16 protein-coding genes and 1 pseudogene are annotated in these 15712 nt (G+C 63.7%); 10 read left to right on the forward strand and 7 right to left on the reverse strand.

Annotated features, from left to right (window positions below; translation table 11 throughout):
- Positions 1-86 precede the first annotated feature (86 nt).
- The 5 genes and pseudogenes from ACPFMJ_RS18575 to rpsA form a co-directional block, all read right to left on the reverse strand.
- Complete coding sequence (locus tag ACPFMJ_RS18575) at positions 87-464, reverse strand: hypothetical protein (protein ID WP_424361375.1); 378 nt, start codon at positions 462-464, stop codon at positions 87-89.
- Between the two features lie 91 nt (positions 465-555).
- On the reverse strand, positions 556-1491 hold the full coding sequence (locus ACPFMJ_RS18580) for a hypothetical protein (protein ID WP_424361376.1): 936 nt from the start codon (positions 1489-1491) through the stop codon (positions 556-558).
- Between the two features lie 157 nt (positions 1492-1648).
- Positions 1649-2359, reverse strand: a complete 711-nt coding sequence (locus ACPFMJ_RS18585; protein WP_424361377.1) for a glycosyltransferase — start codon at positions 2357-2359, stop codon at positions 1649-1651.
- Positions 2360-2503: 144 nt separating this feature from the next.
- Positions 2504-3280 (reverse strand): methyltransferase domain-containing protein, encoded by a 777-nt coding sequence (locus tag ACPFMJ_RS18590; protein ID WP_424361378.1) that lies wholly within the window; start codon positions 3278-3280, stop codon positions 2504-2506.
- A gap of 265 nt (positions 3281-3545) precedes the next feature.
- Positions 3546-5290 (reverse strand): annotated as a pseudogene (gene rpsA, locus ACPFMJ_RS18595) (30S ribosomal protein S1).
- 442 nt (positions 5291-5732) lie between these two features.
- Here rpsA and ACPFMJ_RS18600 point away from each other — a divergent pair.
- From ACPFMJ_RS18600 to ACPFMJ_RS18625, 6 genes are all read left to right on the forward strand, one after another.
- Positions 5733-5972, forward strand: coding sequence for a hypothetical protein (locus tag ACPFMJ_RS18600; protein ID WP_424361379.1), 240 nt, complete (start codon positions 5733-5735; stop codon positions 5970-5972).
- A gap of 82 nt (positions 5973-6054) precedes the next feature.
- Positions 6055-6336, forward strand: a complete 282-nt coding sequence (locus ACPFMJ_RS18605) for a hypothetical protein (RefSeq protein WP_424361380.1) — start codon at positions 6055-6057, stop codon at positions 6334-6336.
- A 54-nt stretch (positions 6337-6390) separates the two neighbouring features.
- Positions 6391-7236, forward strand: coding sequence for a DUF692 domain-containing protein (locus ACPFMJ_RS18610; protein WP_424361381.1), 846 nt, complete (start codon positions 6391-6393; stop codon positions 7234-7236).
- Entirely contained in the window at positions 7233-8084 is an 852-nt protein-coding gene (locus ACPFMJ_RS18615; RefSeq protein WP_424361382.1) for a putative DNA-binding domain-containing protein, read from the forward strand. Before ACPFMJ_RS18610 ends, ACPFMJ_RS18615 begins: the two co-directional genes overlap by 4 nt.
- 78 nt (positions 8085-8162) lie before the next feature.
- Positions 8163-9209 carry an XdhC family protein gene (locus ACPFMJ_RS18620; RefSeq protein ID WP_424361383.1) on the forward strand — a complete coding sequence of 349 codons (1047 nt, stop codon included), beginning with the start codon at positions 8163-8165 and terminating at the stop codon, positions 9207-9209.
- Positions 9206-9814 (forward strand): nucleotidyltransferase family protein, encoded by a 609-nt coding sequence (locus ACPFMJ_RS18625; RefSeq protein WP_424361384.1) that lies wholly within the window; start codon positions 9206-9208, stop codon positions 9812-9814. The genes ACPFMJ_RS18620 and ACPFMJ_RS18625 overlap by 4 nt, the downstream gene beginning before the upstream one ends.
- On the opposite strand, the gene ACPFMJ_RS18630 is transcribed toward ACPFMJ_RS18625, so the two are convergent.
- Both ACPFMJ_RS18630 and ACPFMJ_RS18635 read right to left on the reverse strand, forming a co-directional pair.
- A complete protein-coding gene (locus tag ACPFMJ_RS18630; protein ID WP_424361385.1) occupies positions 9786-11954 on the reverse strand; it encodes a molybdopterin cofactor-binding domain-containing protein in 2169 nt (722 codons plus the stop codon). The genes ACPFMJ_RS18625 and ACPFMJ_RS18630 overlap by 29 nt on opposite strands.
- A gap of 12 nt (positions 11955-11966) precedes the next feature.
- Positions 11967-12416: a (2Fe-2S)-binding protein gene (locus ACPFMJ_RS18635; RefSeq protein ID WP_424361386.1), complete on the reverse strand. Its 450-nt coding sequence runs from the start codon at positions 12414-12416 to the stop codon at positions 11967-11969.
- Between the two features lie 278 nt (positions 12417-12694).
- Between ACPFMJ_RS18635 and ACPFMJ_RS18640 the strand changes: the two genes are divergently transcribed.
- The 4 genes from ACPFMJ_RS18640 (at position 12695) to ACPFMJ_RS18655 (ending at position 15710) form a co-directional block, all read left to right on the forward strand.
- Positions 12695-13081, forward strand: a complete 387-nt coding sequence (locus tag ACPFMJ_RS18640) for an HU family DNA-binding protein (RefSeq protein WP_424361387.1) — start codon at positions 12695-12697, stop codon at positions 13079-13081.
- Between the two features lie 185 nt (positions 13082-13266).
- Positions 13267-14430, forward strand: coding sequence for a 4Fe-4S dicluster domain-containing protein (locus tag ACPFMJ_RS18645; RefSeq protein ID WP_424361388.1), 1164 nt, complete (start codon positions 13267-13269; stop codon positions 14428-14430).
- Positions 14417-14878, forward strand: a complete 462-nt coding sequence (locus ACPFMJ_RS18650) for a cyclic nucleotide-binding domain-containing protein (protein WP_424361389.1) — start codon at positions 14417-14419, stop codon at positions 14876-14878. The genes ACPFMJ_RS18645 and ACPFMJ_RS18650 overlap by 14 nt, the downstream gene beginning before the upstream one ends.
- Positions 14871-15710 (forward strand): FAD/NAD(P)-binding protein, encoded by an 840-nt coding sequence (locus tag ACPFMJ_RS18655; RefSeq protein ID WP_424361390.1) that lies wholly within the window; start codon positions 14871-14873, stop codon positions 15708-15710. Before ACPFMJ_RS18650 ends, ACPFMJ_RS18655 begins: the two co-directional genes overlap by 8 nt.
- The last annotated feature ends 2 nt before the right edge of the window (positions 15711-15712 follow it).

The raw sequence follows: 15712 nt of genomic DNA on the forward strand, positions 1-15712 counted from the left end.
ACGCCACGGGTGCTTTCCGGCGCAACATCGCCGCGCCGGACTGGGAGGGGAGCTAAAGGAAGCCGCTCCCCAAGTCAAGAAGCTGATTACGGCCAGTCGAGCGGCAGGCCGTCATTATAAGGCACGATCATGTCCGTGTTGTAGGGCGGCCGCGATGGCAGCGTTTCCTGCATGTACCAGCTGCGCTGGTTGGACTGGACCGGGTCCTGATTATAGTAGGTCTGCTGCAGCATGTAGCGGTTCGTGCTGCCGACCGGGACCTTGTTGCCCGGATCGAGCCAACTGCGCGTCTCGCCCGGGAGGCCGGGGCCCAGTCTGACCGAGCGGTTGAAGGACTCGTCCCTGCTGTGAGAAACCGAGTAGCCGGCGGACTGGCGGCTGCGCGACTTGGCGAGCGCGTCGCCGCCCGCGGCCATCGCAACGAGGCAGGCGACGCCCACCGACATTCTGAAACCCTTGCGCATCTCAATCCTCACAGGCTGCCTTTCAGGCTCGACGCTTCGGCGCATCATATAGGATCGTCTCGCAAAAGCGAGACGACGGCCCTTCATTCAATTAGTTTTTAGCCGGCTCAGCGTGAATCGGGACTGAATGCGCGACGTTGCGCGCCTTTTTGGCGTGAGCGACGGGCTTGGCCCGCCCGACCCGCGCCGGCGGGATCGCGGCCGTGAGGTCATCGCGCGAGACATTGGCGCAGCCTTTGCCGCGCGCGAGCTCGGCGTTGAGGAAGAAGTCGTTCAGCGGCTTGTTGTCGCCGCCCGCCGAATAGCTCAGCTTGTCGAGGAGGCACGCGAAAGCGACGCGATCGATGGGCTTCGTGGCCGCGCCGCAGGCGATGCCCGTAATCTCCAGCGGCACCTTCGAGTCGACCATCCGGGCAGCGAGGCAGCCGCGCTCGCTCGCATCGAGGCCTTCGCCGCCCGGCTGGGCGAGGCGGATGTCCGCCGCTTCAAACGCGCCGAATCGCGTCGTCAGCGTCGCGCGCTGGCCGATCTTCGCGACATTCAGGCCCGCCGCTTGCGCGTGGTTCTTCAAATCGAGGAAGAAGTCGGGATTGGTCGTCTTGGGGTCGAGGTCGGGATGAACGTCGACGCGAAGGAAGGGCGCGCCGAGCGCAAACTGCCCGGCGGTGAGGCTGTCGACTCGCGGCTCCCCGTCCTTGGTCTCGCCAACGGCGACGATCTTCTTCTCGTGCTCGAACTCCGGCGCGTCGATATCGATCGCAGCGGCGGTCGGCTTGGCGCCGAGCGCCGTTTCCAGCTCCGTGCTCGCCTTGGCGGCGATCTTGGCGTGCGCCTCGACGCCCGCGGGAGCGCTCGCGTCGGCGAGGGCAGGCGCCTGCGCCGGATGGCGCATCAGGAGCGCGGCGGCCGCAAGAATGACCGAGGCGCCGACGCCCATCCCAAGCGCGGCGCGAACGCCGGTCGGACGCGCGCGCAGCGGGCCGGTGGACGGGATGTCATAATCTTGGTCGAAAGAGGTCGCACTCATCACGCAACTCCGGCGGGCTCGGTAAGCAAGCGTCTACGATGCGGAGAGTCTCGCGGGTCGGCATGGAATTAGGGTTAACGTTTTTCTATGTCGTCCTTTTATGGTGAACAGTCGGTAAAAGGGGCGTTGTCGCCAAGTTTATCCGTCAGACAAACTGTTAATAATTGTGGATTTTAGCCCGAGTCGTCGCATAAAAGTCGAGCTCCGCGGCGGGCATTGGATTTGACCTGGACCAGGGGAGGTGGACCGCGGAAAAATCGCCTGCGATTCGGTATGAGCCGGGCGTGTCCATGCAATCATAGACGTTGTCGCGGATGTAAGAGTGAAGATGGGGATCGAAAGCGCTTCGCTGATAGACCGCGAATGTGGTGTCGACGGGCGCCTGGAATAAAGAGTAAGACCGATGGGCGACCGGCTTCCTCCAAAACTGCATTTCCCATTCGATAGTTGTGTACTGAGCGCCGCCTATCGTGATTGGATATGAAACTGTATCCTCGGTATTGAATACGTCCAGTGCGAACCCGACTTTCGTCGCGCCCAGTGACTTGGCGATTTCAATCATCTCCGCAAGAAATGACTTCGGCAGATTGGGATTGAATGCAAGATCCGGATCCGTGTAAGCAAAAAATTCTGGCATGTTGAACGCCATGCGTTCCATAAAGAACCAATGGGGTCCCAAGTTTTCTCTCAATTTGATGACTGTGACGTCTTTTTTTATCAGTTCGAGATATTCGACCAGCTCGGGATTTGTGCTCGCCTGATCCAATACGATTATGTTTTCGACTTGCAGCGCGCGCAGCTGTTCTATCATTTGTTTGAGATACGTCGGCTGGTTGAAGCTGTTAACCACGACGGGGCATGAAAACATTTGGGGTCTCCGGGTCTAGGCGTGCGATTCGCGCGTTCGTTCTGCCAGACACAAGCATCCTCTAACTGGCCTGTGGGACGCGGTCAACTCGTCGCGAGTAAAATCAAGCTCTTGCTCGGTGATCGACAACTTTTCCGCCGGACTTCATTTAATCAGGCCGTATCTAAATGTCGCGTCGGACGTCTTTCTGGAAACCAGAATCTCGATATACTCTCCTGAGATGCCTCTGGTCATGTCCTCCATGTAAACGATTGTCGTATTGAGCCCGCTCCACCTGTCGAAATACTCGGCGATATCGTAGCCGTAGTCCATGGTGACGAGAGAGCCTGAGGGATCGATTGGATTGCCGTGATAGATTGGCTCCATGTGATGGATGACATCGCCGTCGGCCTGCAGCGTCGCTCTCCGCTTCGATGGCAAGCTCTTGTTCCCGATCGGAAACGAGCAAATATGGGCGCCGCCCGGCCTCAGGGTTCTGGCGATCTCGGCAATCGCCTTGTCCGGACGGAACAGATGTTCAAAAACGTCCTGCGTGATGACGAGGTCGAACGATTCCGTGGCGAAGGTCTGGTTCTCGAGGTCCTCGCTTCGATACTTGCCTTCGGCATTCATCTCGCCAAAGGGCGTCGATCGATCGAAATGTGTGCCGATATATGACTTGGCCTCATCGCGCAGCTTGTAGCTGACTTTTCTTTCCGCGGGCGAACACTCATGGATCGTCAGGTCGCGCCAGTGCGGATAATACATTTTGAGCGTGGCGAGGAGCGCGCGCTCACGCGGAACCGAACCACAGCCGACGCATAGCAAGGTGTCTCTCAGCCATTCAGACTCCGCCAGAAACTCTGCCTTGCTTTCGCAAACCGGGCAATAGCCCGCAACTTTTAGAAACGGTTCAGTTTTTTTGTTATCTAAAGTTGTCATGCATAATCTCTGAGAGCGCCGACTTCTGCGCGAGTCTATTGGTTGAGCGCGCGGCGGTCCAGCAAGCCGTGCGCGCACTCTGGGCATATCTTGGACTAGGCGGTATTTTTTTACAGCGCAACTTCGTTGTCGGCCAGCCTGTCTCGGCGACCCCTCACAATCCGATTGGAGTCGAAAAAAGCGAAGACCCCTGACTTGCGCCAGGGGTCTTGCAGATGCTTGGGCGCCGCCGAATAAGGGGCGCTTTTACGAGGCTGGGAAAGGATTACTCCTCGCCCTTCTTGCCCTTCTTCGCCTCGCCTTCGCGGGCCTTCAGGGCCGCGCCGAGGATGTCGCCGAGCGACGCGCCCGAATCGGCGGAGCCGTATTGGGCGATGGCCTCCTTCTCTTCGGCGACTTCCAGCGCCTTGATCGAGACGGCGACCTTGCGCGCCTTGCGGTCGAAGAGGGTGACGCGGGCGTCGACCTTCTCGCCGACGGCGAAGCGCTCGGGGCGCTGATCGCCGCGGTCGCGCGCCAGCTCGCTGCGCTTGATGAAGGTCGTCAGATCCGTGCCGGCGATCTTCACATCGATGCCGGAATCCTTGACCTCGATGATCTCGCAGGTGACCACGGCGCCCTTGCGGACGTCGCCGCCTTCCTCGCCGCCGCCCACGGAGGCGAAGGGATCGCCGGCGAGCTGCTTCACGCCGAGCGAGATGCGCTCCTTCTCGACGTCGACGTCGAGAACCTGAGCGTTGATCACGTCGCCCTTCTTGTACTCCTCGATCACCTGCTCGCCCGGACGGTTCCAGTCGAGATCGGAGAGATGGACCATGCCGTCGACGTCGCCATCGAGGCCGATGAAGAGGCCGAACTCGGTCTTGTTCTTGACCTCGCCGGAAACGGTCGAGCCCACGGGGTGCTTCTCGGCGAAGGCTTCCCACGGATTCTGCAGGGTCTGCTTGAGGCCCAGCGAGATGCGGCGCTTGACCGGATCGACCTCGAGAACCTGAACGTCGACTTCCTGGCTCGTCGAGACGATCTTGCCGGGGTGGACGTTCTTCTTGGTCCAGCTCATTTCGGAGACGTGGACCAGACCCTCGATGCCCGGCTCCAGCTCGACGAAGGCGCCGTAGTCGGTGATGTTGGTCACGCGGCCATGGAACTTCGCGCCGATCGGATACTTGGCCTCGATGCCCTGCCACGGATCCTCGAGCAGCTGCTTCATGCCGAGCGAGATGCGGTGCGTCTCGTGATTGATCTTGATGATCTTCACCTTGACGGTCTGACCGATGGTCAGCACCTCGGACGGATGGTTGACGCGGCGCCAGGCGATGTCGGTGACATGCAGCAGGCCGTCGATGCCGCCGAGATCCACGAACGCGCCGTAATCCGTGATGTTCTTGACGACGCCGTCGATCACCTGACCTTCTTCGAGGTTCGCCACGATCTCGTGACGCTGCTCGGCGCGGCTCTCCTCGAGAACCGTGCGGCGCGAGACGACGATGTTGCCGCGGCGGCGATCCATCTTCAGGATGTGGAAGGGCTGCGGCACGTTCATCAGCGGGCCGACGTCGCGGATCGGACGGATGTCGACCTGCGAGCGCGGCAGGAAGGCCACGGCGCCGTCGAGGTCGACCGTGAAGCCGCCCTTGACCTGATTGAAGATGACGCCTTCGACCTTCTCGTTGGTCTCGAACGCCTTCTCGAGCTTGACCCAGCTCTCTCGCGGCGCGCCTTGTCGCGCGAGATGACGGCTTCGCCGAGCGCGTTCTCGACGCGCTCCAGATAGACCTCGACCTCTTCGCCGACCTTGGGGGCGGGGTCGCGGCCATAGCCGGTAAATTCCTTGAGGGCGACGCGGCCTTCGGTCTTCAGCCCGATGTCGATGACGGCGACGTCCTTCTCGATGGCGACCACGCGCCCCTTGATGACGGAACCTTCGAAAGCCTCGTTATCGCCGTAGCTCTGCTCGAGCAGGGCGGCAAAATCTTCGCGCGTGGGGGCGCGATCGGTCGTGGCGGACATTTTTTCTCCTGAGGGCCCCTGTCGGGGCGGCGCCGGCTTTTAGGTTGGCGTTACGGTAGGCTCCCGACGATCGGAACGTCCCAGCGCCTCTCGCGCGTGATTTGGGACGAAAAGTTCGTAACCGAACTGGCCGGCGCGGCCCGAAGGACGGAAACCAAGTGGATTCGCGAACCTAAGCGAAAGGCTTGATGCGCGGCTGCTATGTAACAGCGGTCCGTCTCTGCGGCAAGCGCGGCGGAGCGGCCTTTGTTGCTGCGGCGCCCAAACTGCGCTATTGCATCGCAGCAATGCTAATGCTTCGTCGCCCCTCCGTTCCCCGCCCGGCGCAGAGCGTTCGCCATATGACTGAAATCCTGCTAGCGGAAGCGGCGCCCGGTGATAATCTCGGAACCTATAGCGCGACCTCCGGGTGAAAGCTCGCGCTTTGGGGAGCAATAAACTCATGAAATCACGCGTGATCTCCGGAGCCGCGCTCGCCGTCGCCGCAATGTCTCTCGCCCTCGCGGCGTCACCGGCCCAGGCCAAGCACAAGGCGCATCGCGCCGCCAAGGCCACGGCCGAGAAGCATAATTGCGGCGGCAAGAATGGCTGCCCCGCCAAGGCGGGCGAGGAGAAGGCCGCCGCGCCGGCGGGCGCAGCCGCGCCCGCGCCGGCCGGCGAAAAGCCGGCGGAGGCCAAGTAAACACCGATTCGGCGCGCCTCGGATCCCTTCCCGTAGCGCGCCGTCTTACGCCCTCCGCGGGCGATTTGCAGAGGAGAAGCATATGAAGACGAAGATCGTTTCGGGTTCGGCTCTTGCGGCGGCCGCAATCGGCCTGGCGCTCAGCGGCGCGGTCGTCACCCCGGCGGCTGCGCACGGGACGCACGCCTGCACCATGGCCAAGGGCCAGTGCGGCGGCAAGACCGCTTGCATGACCAAGACCGGCGTGTGCAAGCACCATGTCGGCAAGAGCAAGGCTTCCTGCCGTCACGGCTGCCACCACAAGGCTTCCTGCCATCACAGCAAGGGCGCCTGCAACATGAAGGCGAAGTGCCACACCAAGTAACGACGATGCGCCCGCGGTCCCGCGGGCGCGAACTTTCCGGCAGGGGAAGGTTTGATGCAGAAGCCCGCGCCGCTCGGCTACGGCCTTGGCCTCCGGCCCGTTTATTTCGACGAGATCATGTCGACCCGTCCGCCGGTCGACTGGTTCGAGATCATTTCCGAAAACTACATGATTTCGGGCGGCAAGCCGCTGTCCATGCTCGACGCCGTCCGCGCGGACTATCCGGTCGTAATGCACGGCGTCTCCATGTCGCTCGCCTCCACCGATCCGCTGGACTTCGACTACCTCGCGCAGCTAAAGGCGCTGATCGAGCGCGTCGAGCCCGCCTGGGTCTCTGACCATGTCGCCTGGACGGGCGTGCATGGGCTCACGCTTCACGACCTGCTGCCGATTCCCTACACTCGCGAGTCGCTCAACCACATTGTCGAGCGCATCTGCCGCGTGCAGGACTATCTCAAGCGCCAACTCGTCGTGGAGAACGCGTCGACTTACGTCTCCTTTGTCGCTTCGGAGATGAGCGAGCCGGACTTCGTAAAGGAAATGGCTGAGCGCGCCGATTGTCTGCTGCTGCTCGACGTCAACAATGTCTTCGTGTCGGGCTTCAATCACGGCTTCGATCCGGTCGCCTTCATCGACGCCATTCCGGTCGAGCGGGTGGTGCAGTTCCACATGGCGGGCCACACCGACAACGAGACTCATCGCGTCGACACCCATGACCAGCCGGTCTGCGAGGAAGTCTGGGCGCTCTACGAACATGCGCGCCGGCGCTTCGGGGATGTGTCGGCCATGATCGAGCGGGATGACAATTTCCCGCCTTTCTCGGAGCTTCTCGATGAATTGCAGCGCATGCGCGACATCGACGCGCGCATCGCCGCCGACCGGTCGCTGAGCGCGGCATGAACCTCGCGCAGTTTCAGGCGCTGTTCCAGGCGCGCATCCTGGCGGGGTCGGGCAAGGCCGACGCGCCGCTGCTCGAGGCGCTATGCGAATCGCCGCGCGGCGCCGGGCGGGACGAGTTGCTTCGCGTCTATCAGTCGGGCTACCGGGTCCGTCTGGAAAGTTTTTTCTACGAGGATCATGCCGGACTGCGCGCGCGTCTGGGCGACGACGCCTTCGAGGCGCTCATACGCGATTATGTGGAGAGGAACCCGCCCACAAACCGAAATGCGCGCTGGTACACGACCGGGCTGCCGGATTACATGGCCGCGCATCCGCGATGGCGGGACGATCGCCGGGCGCTTTCCATGGCGTTTTTCGAACGTGCGCTGGTCGACGCCTTCGATGCGCCGGACGCCGAGCCTCTGACCATACAGTCCCTCGCGGGCTTTGCGCCGGAAGATTCGCCGCGGCTCGTCTTTGCATTCCACCCGAGCCTCATCCTGCTCGAGCTCGCCGCCGGAACCATGGCGGATTATCAGGCCTCCGGCGAAGAAGATGACGGCGAGGCGGAGGGAGACGCCGAGGAAGGCGGAGGCGGCGACGCCGATACGGAAGCGTTCGGAGCCCCGTCTCCGAACGCGACGGAAGCCGCCGCGATCTGGCGGCGTCATGAGGAATCCGCCTTTCGCGAGCTCGGCGACGACGAATATGTCGCGCTCAACGAGGCCAAAGCGGGCCGCGCTTTCGGCGACATCTGTCAGATGGCGGCCTTTCAGCAGGCCGGAGAGATTGCGCCGGAACGTCTGGCGCAATTCCTTGCGAGCTGGTTCGAGGACGGGATGATCGTCGGCTTGTCGCTGAGCGATTGAGGGCTTCAAATCCTACGCTTTTGCTATAATTAAATGGTCCCGGCCGCTGCGGCCGCGCATCGAGCCGAGGCGCCTCCGGTGACAGAGACGAACCACGCCGCTCCCGTCGACGAACCTGAAATTCTGCGGCGGGCCGAAGCGTGGCGACGCGCGGGGCGTGGCGTCGCGATCGCGACCGTGGTGGAAACCTTCGGCTCGGCCCCGCGCCCCGTCGGATCGCATCTCGTGGTCGAGGAGGGCGGCCTCTTTTGCGGTTCCGTCTCGGCGGGCTGCGTCGAAGGGGACGTGATAGCGGCTGGGCTCGACGCGATTTCAGATGGCTCCCCCCGCTTTCTGGAATTCGGCGTCGCCGATGAGGCCGCCTGGCGCGCTGGCCTTTCCTGCGGCGGCCGCATTGCGGTTCATGTGGCGCGCATCGATGAGGATGATTTAGCGCTGTTCTTGGGCGTGAATGCGGAGATCGCCGCGCGCCGCGCCTGCGCGATCGTCACGCCGCTCGACGGCGGAGAGGCGCGGCTTCTCCTGCGGGACGAAATGGCGACGCGCATGAGCAGCGGCGTTGTCGTGCATGAAGGAAAGCGGCTCTTCGTCAATTGCTATCGGCCCGGTCCCCGGCTCGTTATCGTCGGCGCGGTGCATGTAGCGCAGGTCCTCGCGCCGATGGCGCGGCTCGCGGGGTTCGACGTGATCGTGGTCGATCCGCGCGGCGCCTATGCGGCGGATGCGCGTTTTCCTGACGCGCGCCTCGATCTTCGTTGGCCGGACGAGGCGCTGCCGGCGATAGGCCTCGATCCTTTCACCGCGGTCGCGGTCCTCACCCATGATCCGAAGATCGACGATCCGGCGCTGCGTCTCGCGCTCGAATCCGATTGCTTCTATGTCGGCGCGCTCGGTTCGCGCGCGACACATGCGCGGCGCGTGGAGCGGCTCAAAGCAAGCGGCGTCGCGCCCTACGCGCTGGAGCGCCTGCGCGCGCCGATCGGTCTCGACATCGCCGCCGTCAGCCCGGCGGAGATCGCCGTATCCATCCTCGCGGAGCTGATCCTCGCGCGCGGACAAAAGCCGCTGCGCAGCCTTCTCCCTCAAGCGTCTCCCACCTTCGTAACTTGCGGCGCGCGTGAATGAGCGTCGATATCGCGGCGATCATTCTCGCCGCGGGGCGCGGCGCGCGTTATGGCGCGGCGCAGAGCAAGCTTATCGCGGATATCGACGGAGTGCCGATCATTCGGCGCGTCGCGCAGGCGGCGCTGGCGTCGCGCGCGGCTCGCGCAGTCGTCGTCACCGGTCATGCGAAAAAAGAAATCGAGGCCGCGCTTTCAGGGCTTCCCGTTGCTTTCGTGTTCAATCCAGACTTTGCGAGCGGCCTCGCTTCGTCGCTCCGAACAGGGCTTTCGGCCGTCGCCGACGCCGACGGCGCGCTCGCCTTGCTCGGCGACATGCCGGGCGTCACGCCCAGTATCATCGACGCGCTGATCGCGGCGTTCGAGAAGGAGCCGACGAGCGCCGCCGTCATTCCGACCAGCGACGGAAGGCGCGGCAATCCCGTGTTGCTTTCGCGCGCTCTCTTCCCGCAGGTCGCCATGCTGGAGGGTGACGAAGGCGCGCGCAAGCTGCTCCGTGAAACGCGAGGCGTCGTCGAGCTGTCGCTCGACGACGAGGGAGTGCTGGCGGACGTCGACACGCCCGCCGATCTTATGCGCTTCAGACGAAGCCGATATTCGCGTCCTTGAGCGGGATGGAGCGGATGCGCTTGCCGGTCGCGGCGAAATAGGCGTTGAGCACGGCGGGCGCGGCGACGCAGATCGTCGGCTCGCCCACGCCGCCCCAGAAGCCGCCGCTCGGCATGACGATGCATTCGACCTTGGGCATGTCCTTCAGGCGCATCGACTCGTAGCTGTCGAAATTCTCCTGCTCGACGCGCCCGTCCTTGATGGTGATTCCGCCATGGAAGAGCGCCGACAGGCCGTAAACAAAAGAGCCCGCAACCTGTCGCTCGATCTGCGCGGGGTTCACCGCATAGCCGGGATCGGTCGCCGCGACGATGCGATGGATCTTGATCTTGTCGTCGCCCGACACGGAGATCTCCGCCGCCGCCGCGACATAGCTGCCATAGCCCATGAAGACCGATATGCCGCGATGCAGGCCCTCCGGCGCGGGCTTGTCCCATCCGATGCGCTCCGCCACTGCGTTCAGCACGGCGAGGTGCTTGGGGTGGTTCGCCATCAGCTTGCGGCGGAACGCCACGGGGTCTTCTCCCGCCGCATGGGCGAGTTCATCCATGAAACATTCGAGATAGATGGCGTTCTGGTTGATGTTCACGCCGCGCCACCAGCCCGGCGGCACGGGCGGATTGCGCATGGAATGTTCGATGAGGAGATTGGGCACGTCGTAGCCGATCAACGCGTCGCCCGTCGTGACGAGGCCCTGAAAGACGGCGGGATCGAGGCCGTTCTTCACCATTTGCGGCCGCACGCTGATGAAGATCGACTGGCCGGAGATGCGCATATGCAGCGCGGTCAGCCTGTTGTCGGCGTCGAAGGCGCCGGTGAGCTTGCACTGCGTGACGGGGTGATACTTCCCCTGCGTCATATCCTCCTCGCGCGACCACAAAAGCTTCACCGGCGTGCCGGGAAGCTGCTTCGCGATCAGCACGGCCTGCGTCACATAGTCGGTGAAGCCGCGGCGGCCGAAACCGCCGCCGAGCATCACTTTGTGAACCTCGCACTTTTCGCGTGGCAGGCCCGAGGCCTGAACGACGGCGTCGAAGGCCGCCTCGCCATTCTGCGTGCCGGTCCAGACCTCGCATTTGTCGCTTGTATAGAGCGCCGTCGCGTTGAGCGGCTCCATCGCCGCGTGGTTCTGATGCGGATAGCTGTAAACCGCCTCGACGACCTTGGGCGCTCCCGCAATCGCGGCGTGAGCATTGCCGTTCTGATTGCCCGTGACGGCGGGCTGCGAGTCTGCGAGGCCCTCTGCGAGCCATTTGGCGACGTCGGCGCTGTTGGACTTGCCGTTGGGCCCTTCATCCCAGACGATGGGCAGCGCATCCAGCGCGCTTTTCGCGCGCCACCATGTGTCCGCGACGACGGCCACGGCATTGTCGCCGACGCGCACGATCTTCTTCACGCCCTTTAAATTCGCGATCTTGCCTTCGTCATAGCTCTTGAGCTTGCCGCCGAAGACGGGGCTGGCCTTGATCGCGGCGTTCAGCATGCCGGGCAGCGTCACGTCGACGCCATAGATCATCTTGCCGGTCGTCTTGTCGGCCGTGTCCAGCCGCTTGACGCCCTTGCCGGCGATCTTCCAGTCGCGCGGATCTTTCAGCGCGACGTCGGCCGGGGGCGTCAGTTTCGCCGCCGCTTCCGCCACTTTGCCATAGCTCGTCGAACGCCCGGACGAAGGATGCGTGATGACGCTCTTTTCCGCGCGGCATTCCGCGGCGGGAACGTTCCAGTCATTCGCGGCGGCCTGAATGAGCATCTGCCTCGCGACGGCGCCGCCCTTGCGGACATAATCCTGCGAATTGCGAATGCCGCGGCTGCCGCCTGTCGAGAAATCGCCCCAGACGCGATTGCGCGCCGCGTTCTCGCCGGGGGTCGGATATTCGGTCGTGACCTTCGACCAGTCGCAGTCGAGCTCCTCGGCGACGAGCTGAGCGAGGCCGGTGAGCGTGCCCTGGCCCATTTCCGAGCGCGCGATGCGGATGACGACCGTATCGTCGGGCTTCACCACCACCCAGGCGTTGATCTCGGGCGGGGATTGCCCGGCCTCTGCGAGCCCCATTCCGCTGTCGAAGCCCAGGGCGAATCCGCCCAGCGCCGCGCCGCCGACGATGAAACCTCGCCGGCCGATTTCGAAAGCTTGCGTCATGTCTGTCGCCCCTTACGCCTTGGCGGCGGCGTGGATCGCTTCGCGCACCTGCTGGAAGGTGCCGCAGCGGCAGATATTCGTGATGGCGGCGTTGATCTCCTTGTCGGTCGGCTGCGGCTTCTCCTTCAGCAGCGCCGCGACGGCCATGATCATGCCGCTCTGGCAATAGCCGCATTGCGGCACGTCGAGATCGATCCAGGCCTGCTGCACGCGATGCAGCACGCCGTTCTCCGCGAGGCCCTCGATCGTCGTGATTTTCTTGCCGGCAGCGTCGCCGACGGTCACGCTGCAGGAGCGCACGGCCTGTCCGTCGAGATGCACGGTGCATGCGCCGCACGCCGCGATCCCGCATCCATATTTCGTGCCCGTCAGGCCGAGATTTTCACGGATCGCCCAAAGCAGCGGCGTGTCCGCTTCAACGTCGGCGTCGATTGTCTTTCCGTTGACGACTAAAACCGTCATGCGCTTCCACTCCCGCCGCGCGGACTGTCTTGCTTTTGGTAATCCTACCGAAATGGAGGGGTTAAGCCAAGCCGGCCGCGCGCATCGAGGGCACATGTAGGGCGCGGTCGCCGATGCGGAAACGCGGCTTGCATTTTTCAACGTAGAAGAATTTCCGCCGCGGGACGCAGGGATTGCGAGGGTCTGATTGCGAATCACCCTGCAAATCGTTAGCAATTTGCATTGTAGGCGCCGGCACGCAGGATTTTGCGGCCGATTGCGACGAGGAGAGCATTCATATGGCCAAGGCAAAAACCACCCGGGCCGCGACCGCCAAGGTCAGCAAGGCCGAGGCGCCCGCCATTCGTCCGGTGAAGGAAACCATGACGAAGTCGGCGCTGATCAACCACATCGCGGAGCAGAACGAGCTCCCCCGCAAGACGGCGGCCGCTGTTTACGCCACGCTGGAAAGCGTCTTTCTCGGCTCCGTGCATCCCAGGGGCGTCGGCGAGTTCACCCTGCCGGGCCTGCTGAAAGTCACGTTGCGCAAGGTTCCGGCGCGCAAGGCCGGCACGCTCGTGCGCAATCCCGCCACCGGCGAAATGGTGAAGGCGGCGGCGAAGCCTGCTTCGGTTCGCGTGAAAATTCGCGCGCTCTCCAAGCTGAAAGCCGCGGCGACGAAGTAAAATCGTCCTAAAAAGCGACGCCGGTCGTTTGCAAACGGCCGGCGCTTAATATTTGCGACAGCGGAGGAGCCGGCTCCTGCGCCTTCGCGTCGAAGCTTCTTGAGGGGACGCGGTTTTATCGTCGCGGAGCCTCCATATTCGGGGTACAGTGTCGGCATGTCGTCCGATGCCCCAACCGAATAATCATGCCGGAAACAAAGAGCAGCGCCGCTTCCGACCGCCGCGTGGTCACTGTCGAGGGCCTTGCGGCCCTTATCGGGGCCCTGCGCCGCAGGGGGCGTCGCGTCATCGGGCCAAGGGTCGCGGACGGCGCCATCGTCTATGACGATCTCGATGGGTTGGACGATCTGCCGCGCGGCGTGACGGACGAGCAGGAACCCGGACGCTACAAGCTCGCATCGCGAGATGACGACGCGCTCTTCGGTTATGCGGTCGGCCCCCAATCCTGGAAGAAGTTCCTGCACAAGCCGCTGCTGCGGCTCTGGCGCGCGGAGCGGAGCGGGGATGACATAACGGTTGAGGCCGAGGCGCCCGACCCGCAGAACTTCGCCTTCATCGGCGTGCGCGCCTGCGAATTGAACGCCATCGCCATTCAGGACCGGGTTCTGATGGGCGGCGACTATGTCGATCCGCATTACAAGGCGCAGCGCGACGGCGCCTTCATCGTCGCGCACAATTGCGGCGAGGCCGGGGGAACCTGCTTTTGCGTCTCGATGAAGGCCGGGCCGAAGGTCGCGGGCGATTTCGACCTCGCCTTGACCGAGCTTCTCTCCCCCACCGCGCATGAATTTCTGGTCGAGATCGGCTCGCGCGCCGGCGCCGACATCCTTGCCGAATTGCCGAGCCGCCCCGCGTCGTCGGATGACCTCGCGGCGGCGGCGCGCGTCGTAGCGGATACGGCTGCGTCCATGGGGCGTCAGATGCCGGACGTGGACATTCCCGCGCTGCTGATGCGCAATCTTCAGCATCCGCGCTGGAACGAGGTCGCGCAACGTTGCCTCTCCTGCGCCAATTGCACCATGGTCTGCCCGACCTGCTTCTGCACATCGGTAGAAGATTACAACGACTTGGCGGGCGTCGAATCGTCGCGCACACGGCGGTGGGACTCGTGCTTCACCATGGACTATTCCTACATCCATGGCGGGTCCGTCCGCCCGAGCGTTTCGTCGCGCTATCGCCAGTGGATGACGCATAAGCTTGCGACCTGGCATGAGCAGTTCGGCACGTCGGGCTGCGTCGGCTGCGGCCGCTGCATCAGCTGGTGTCCGGTGGGCATCGACATTACGGAAGAGACGCAGGCGATCAGCGACACCGAGAAGGCTGGGGGAGGCCGCAATGGAAAGTCTTGAGCGCATCCTCGGTGAACACCCTTTCTTCGCGGGGCTGGACGAATCCTTCATCAAACTGGCCTGCGGCTGCGCGAGAAACGCCCGGATACAGGCGGGGGAATTCGTTTTTCACGAAGGCGAGGCGGCGGATCATTTCTATTTGATCCGCGAGGGCAGCGTGGCCTTGCAGGTCTCTGCGCCGGGCCGCGGCGCCTCGACCTTCCTGACGCTGGGGCGTGGCGAAGTGTTCGGCGTCAACTGGCTCGTGCCGCCCTATCGCTGGGTCTATGACGCCAAGGCGCTGGAGCTCACGCGCGCCATCGCCATGGACGCCACCTGCCTGCGCAGCAAATGCGAGGCGGATCACGATCTCGGCTATGACATCATGAAGCGTCTCATGCCGATCCTCATCGACCGCCTGCATACGACGCGGCTGCAGTTTCTCGACCTTTACGGCTCCCATGTCTGAGATGGCGGCGCGCACGCAAGCCATGATACCCCGGATCGCCCATGTGCGCCGGCGGCGCCATGACTCGCCCGACGCCTGGACGCTCGAGCTGGAGATGGCGCATGGCGAGCGCTTTCATTACGCGCCCGGCCAGTTCAACATGCTCACCGCCTTTGGCGTCGGCGAAGCGGCGATCAGCGTGAGCGGCGATCCGGCGACGGGTCCGCTCATTCACACCATCCGCGCCGTCGGGCCCGTGTCGCGCGCCCTGACAAAGCTCGGGCCTGGCGACCCGATCGGCGTGCGCGGTCCCTTCGGGGTCGGCTGGCCGATGACGCAGGCCGAGGGGAAGGACGTTATCGTCGTCGCCGGCGGGCTTGGGCTCGCGCCGTTGCGGCCCGCCCTTTATCGCCTGCTGGGCGAGCGCGCGCGTTACGGCAAGGTCACGCTTCTCTTCGGCGCGCGGCGGCCGGAGGACATTTTGTTTCGTCACGAGGTCGAAAGCTGGCGCGGCCGGTTCGACATCGACGTCGACGTGACGGTCGACCACGCGGGCGCGGAGTGGCGCGGCCATGTCGGCGTCGTGACGACGCTGATTTCGCGTCTGGACATCGACCCCGGAAAGTCGATCGCCATGGTCTGCGGGCCGGAAGTGATGATGCGCTTCGTCGCCATGTCGCTCATCGACAAGGGCCTGTCCGAAGACGCGATCTATCTCTCGATGGAGCGCAACATGAAATGCGCCATCGGCCATTGCGGCCATTGCCAGCTCGGCCCCACCTTCATCTGCCGGGACGGCCCGGTCTTCACCTATCGGCGACTGAAGCCGCTGATGACGATCAAGGAACTCTAGCC

The organism is Methylocystis parvus (assembly GCF_049675845.1).
Classification (GTDB): domain Bacteria; phylum Pseudomonadota; class Alphaproteobacteria; order Rhizobiales; family Beijerinckiaceae; genus Methylocystis; species Methylocystis parvus_A.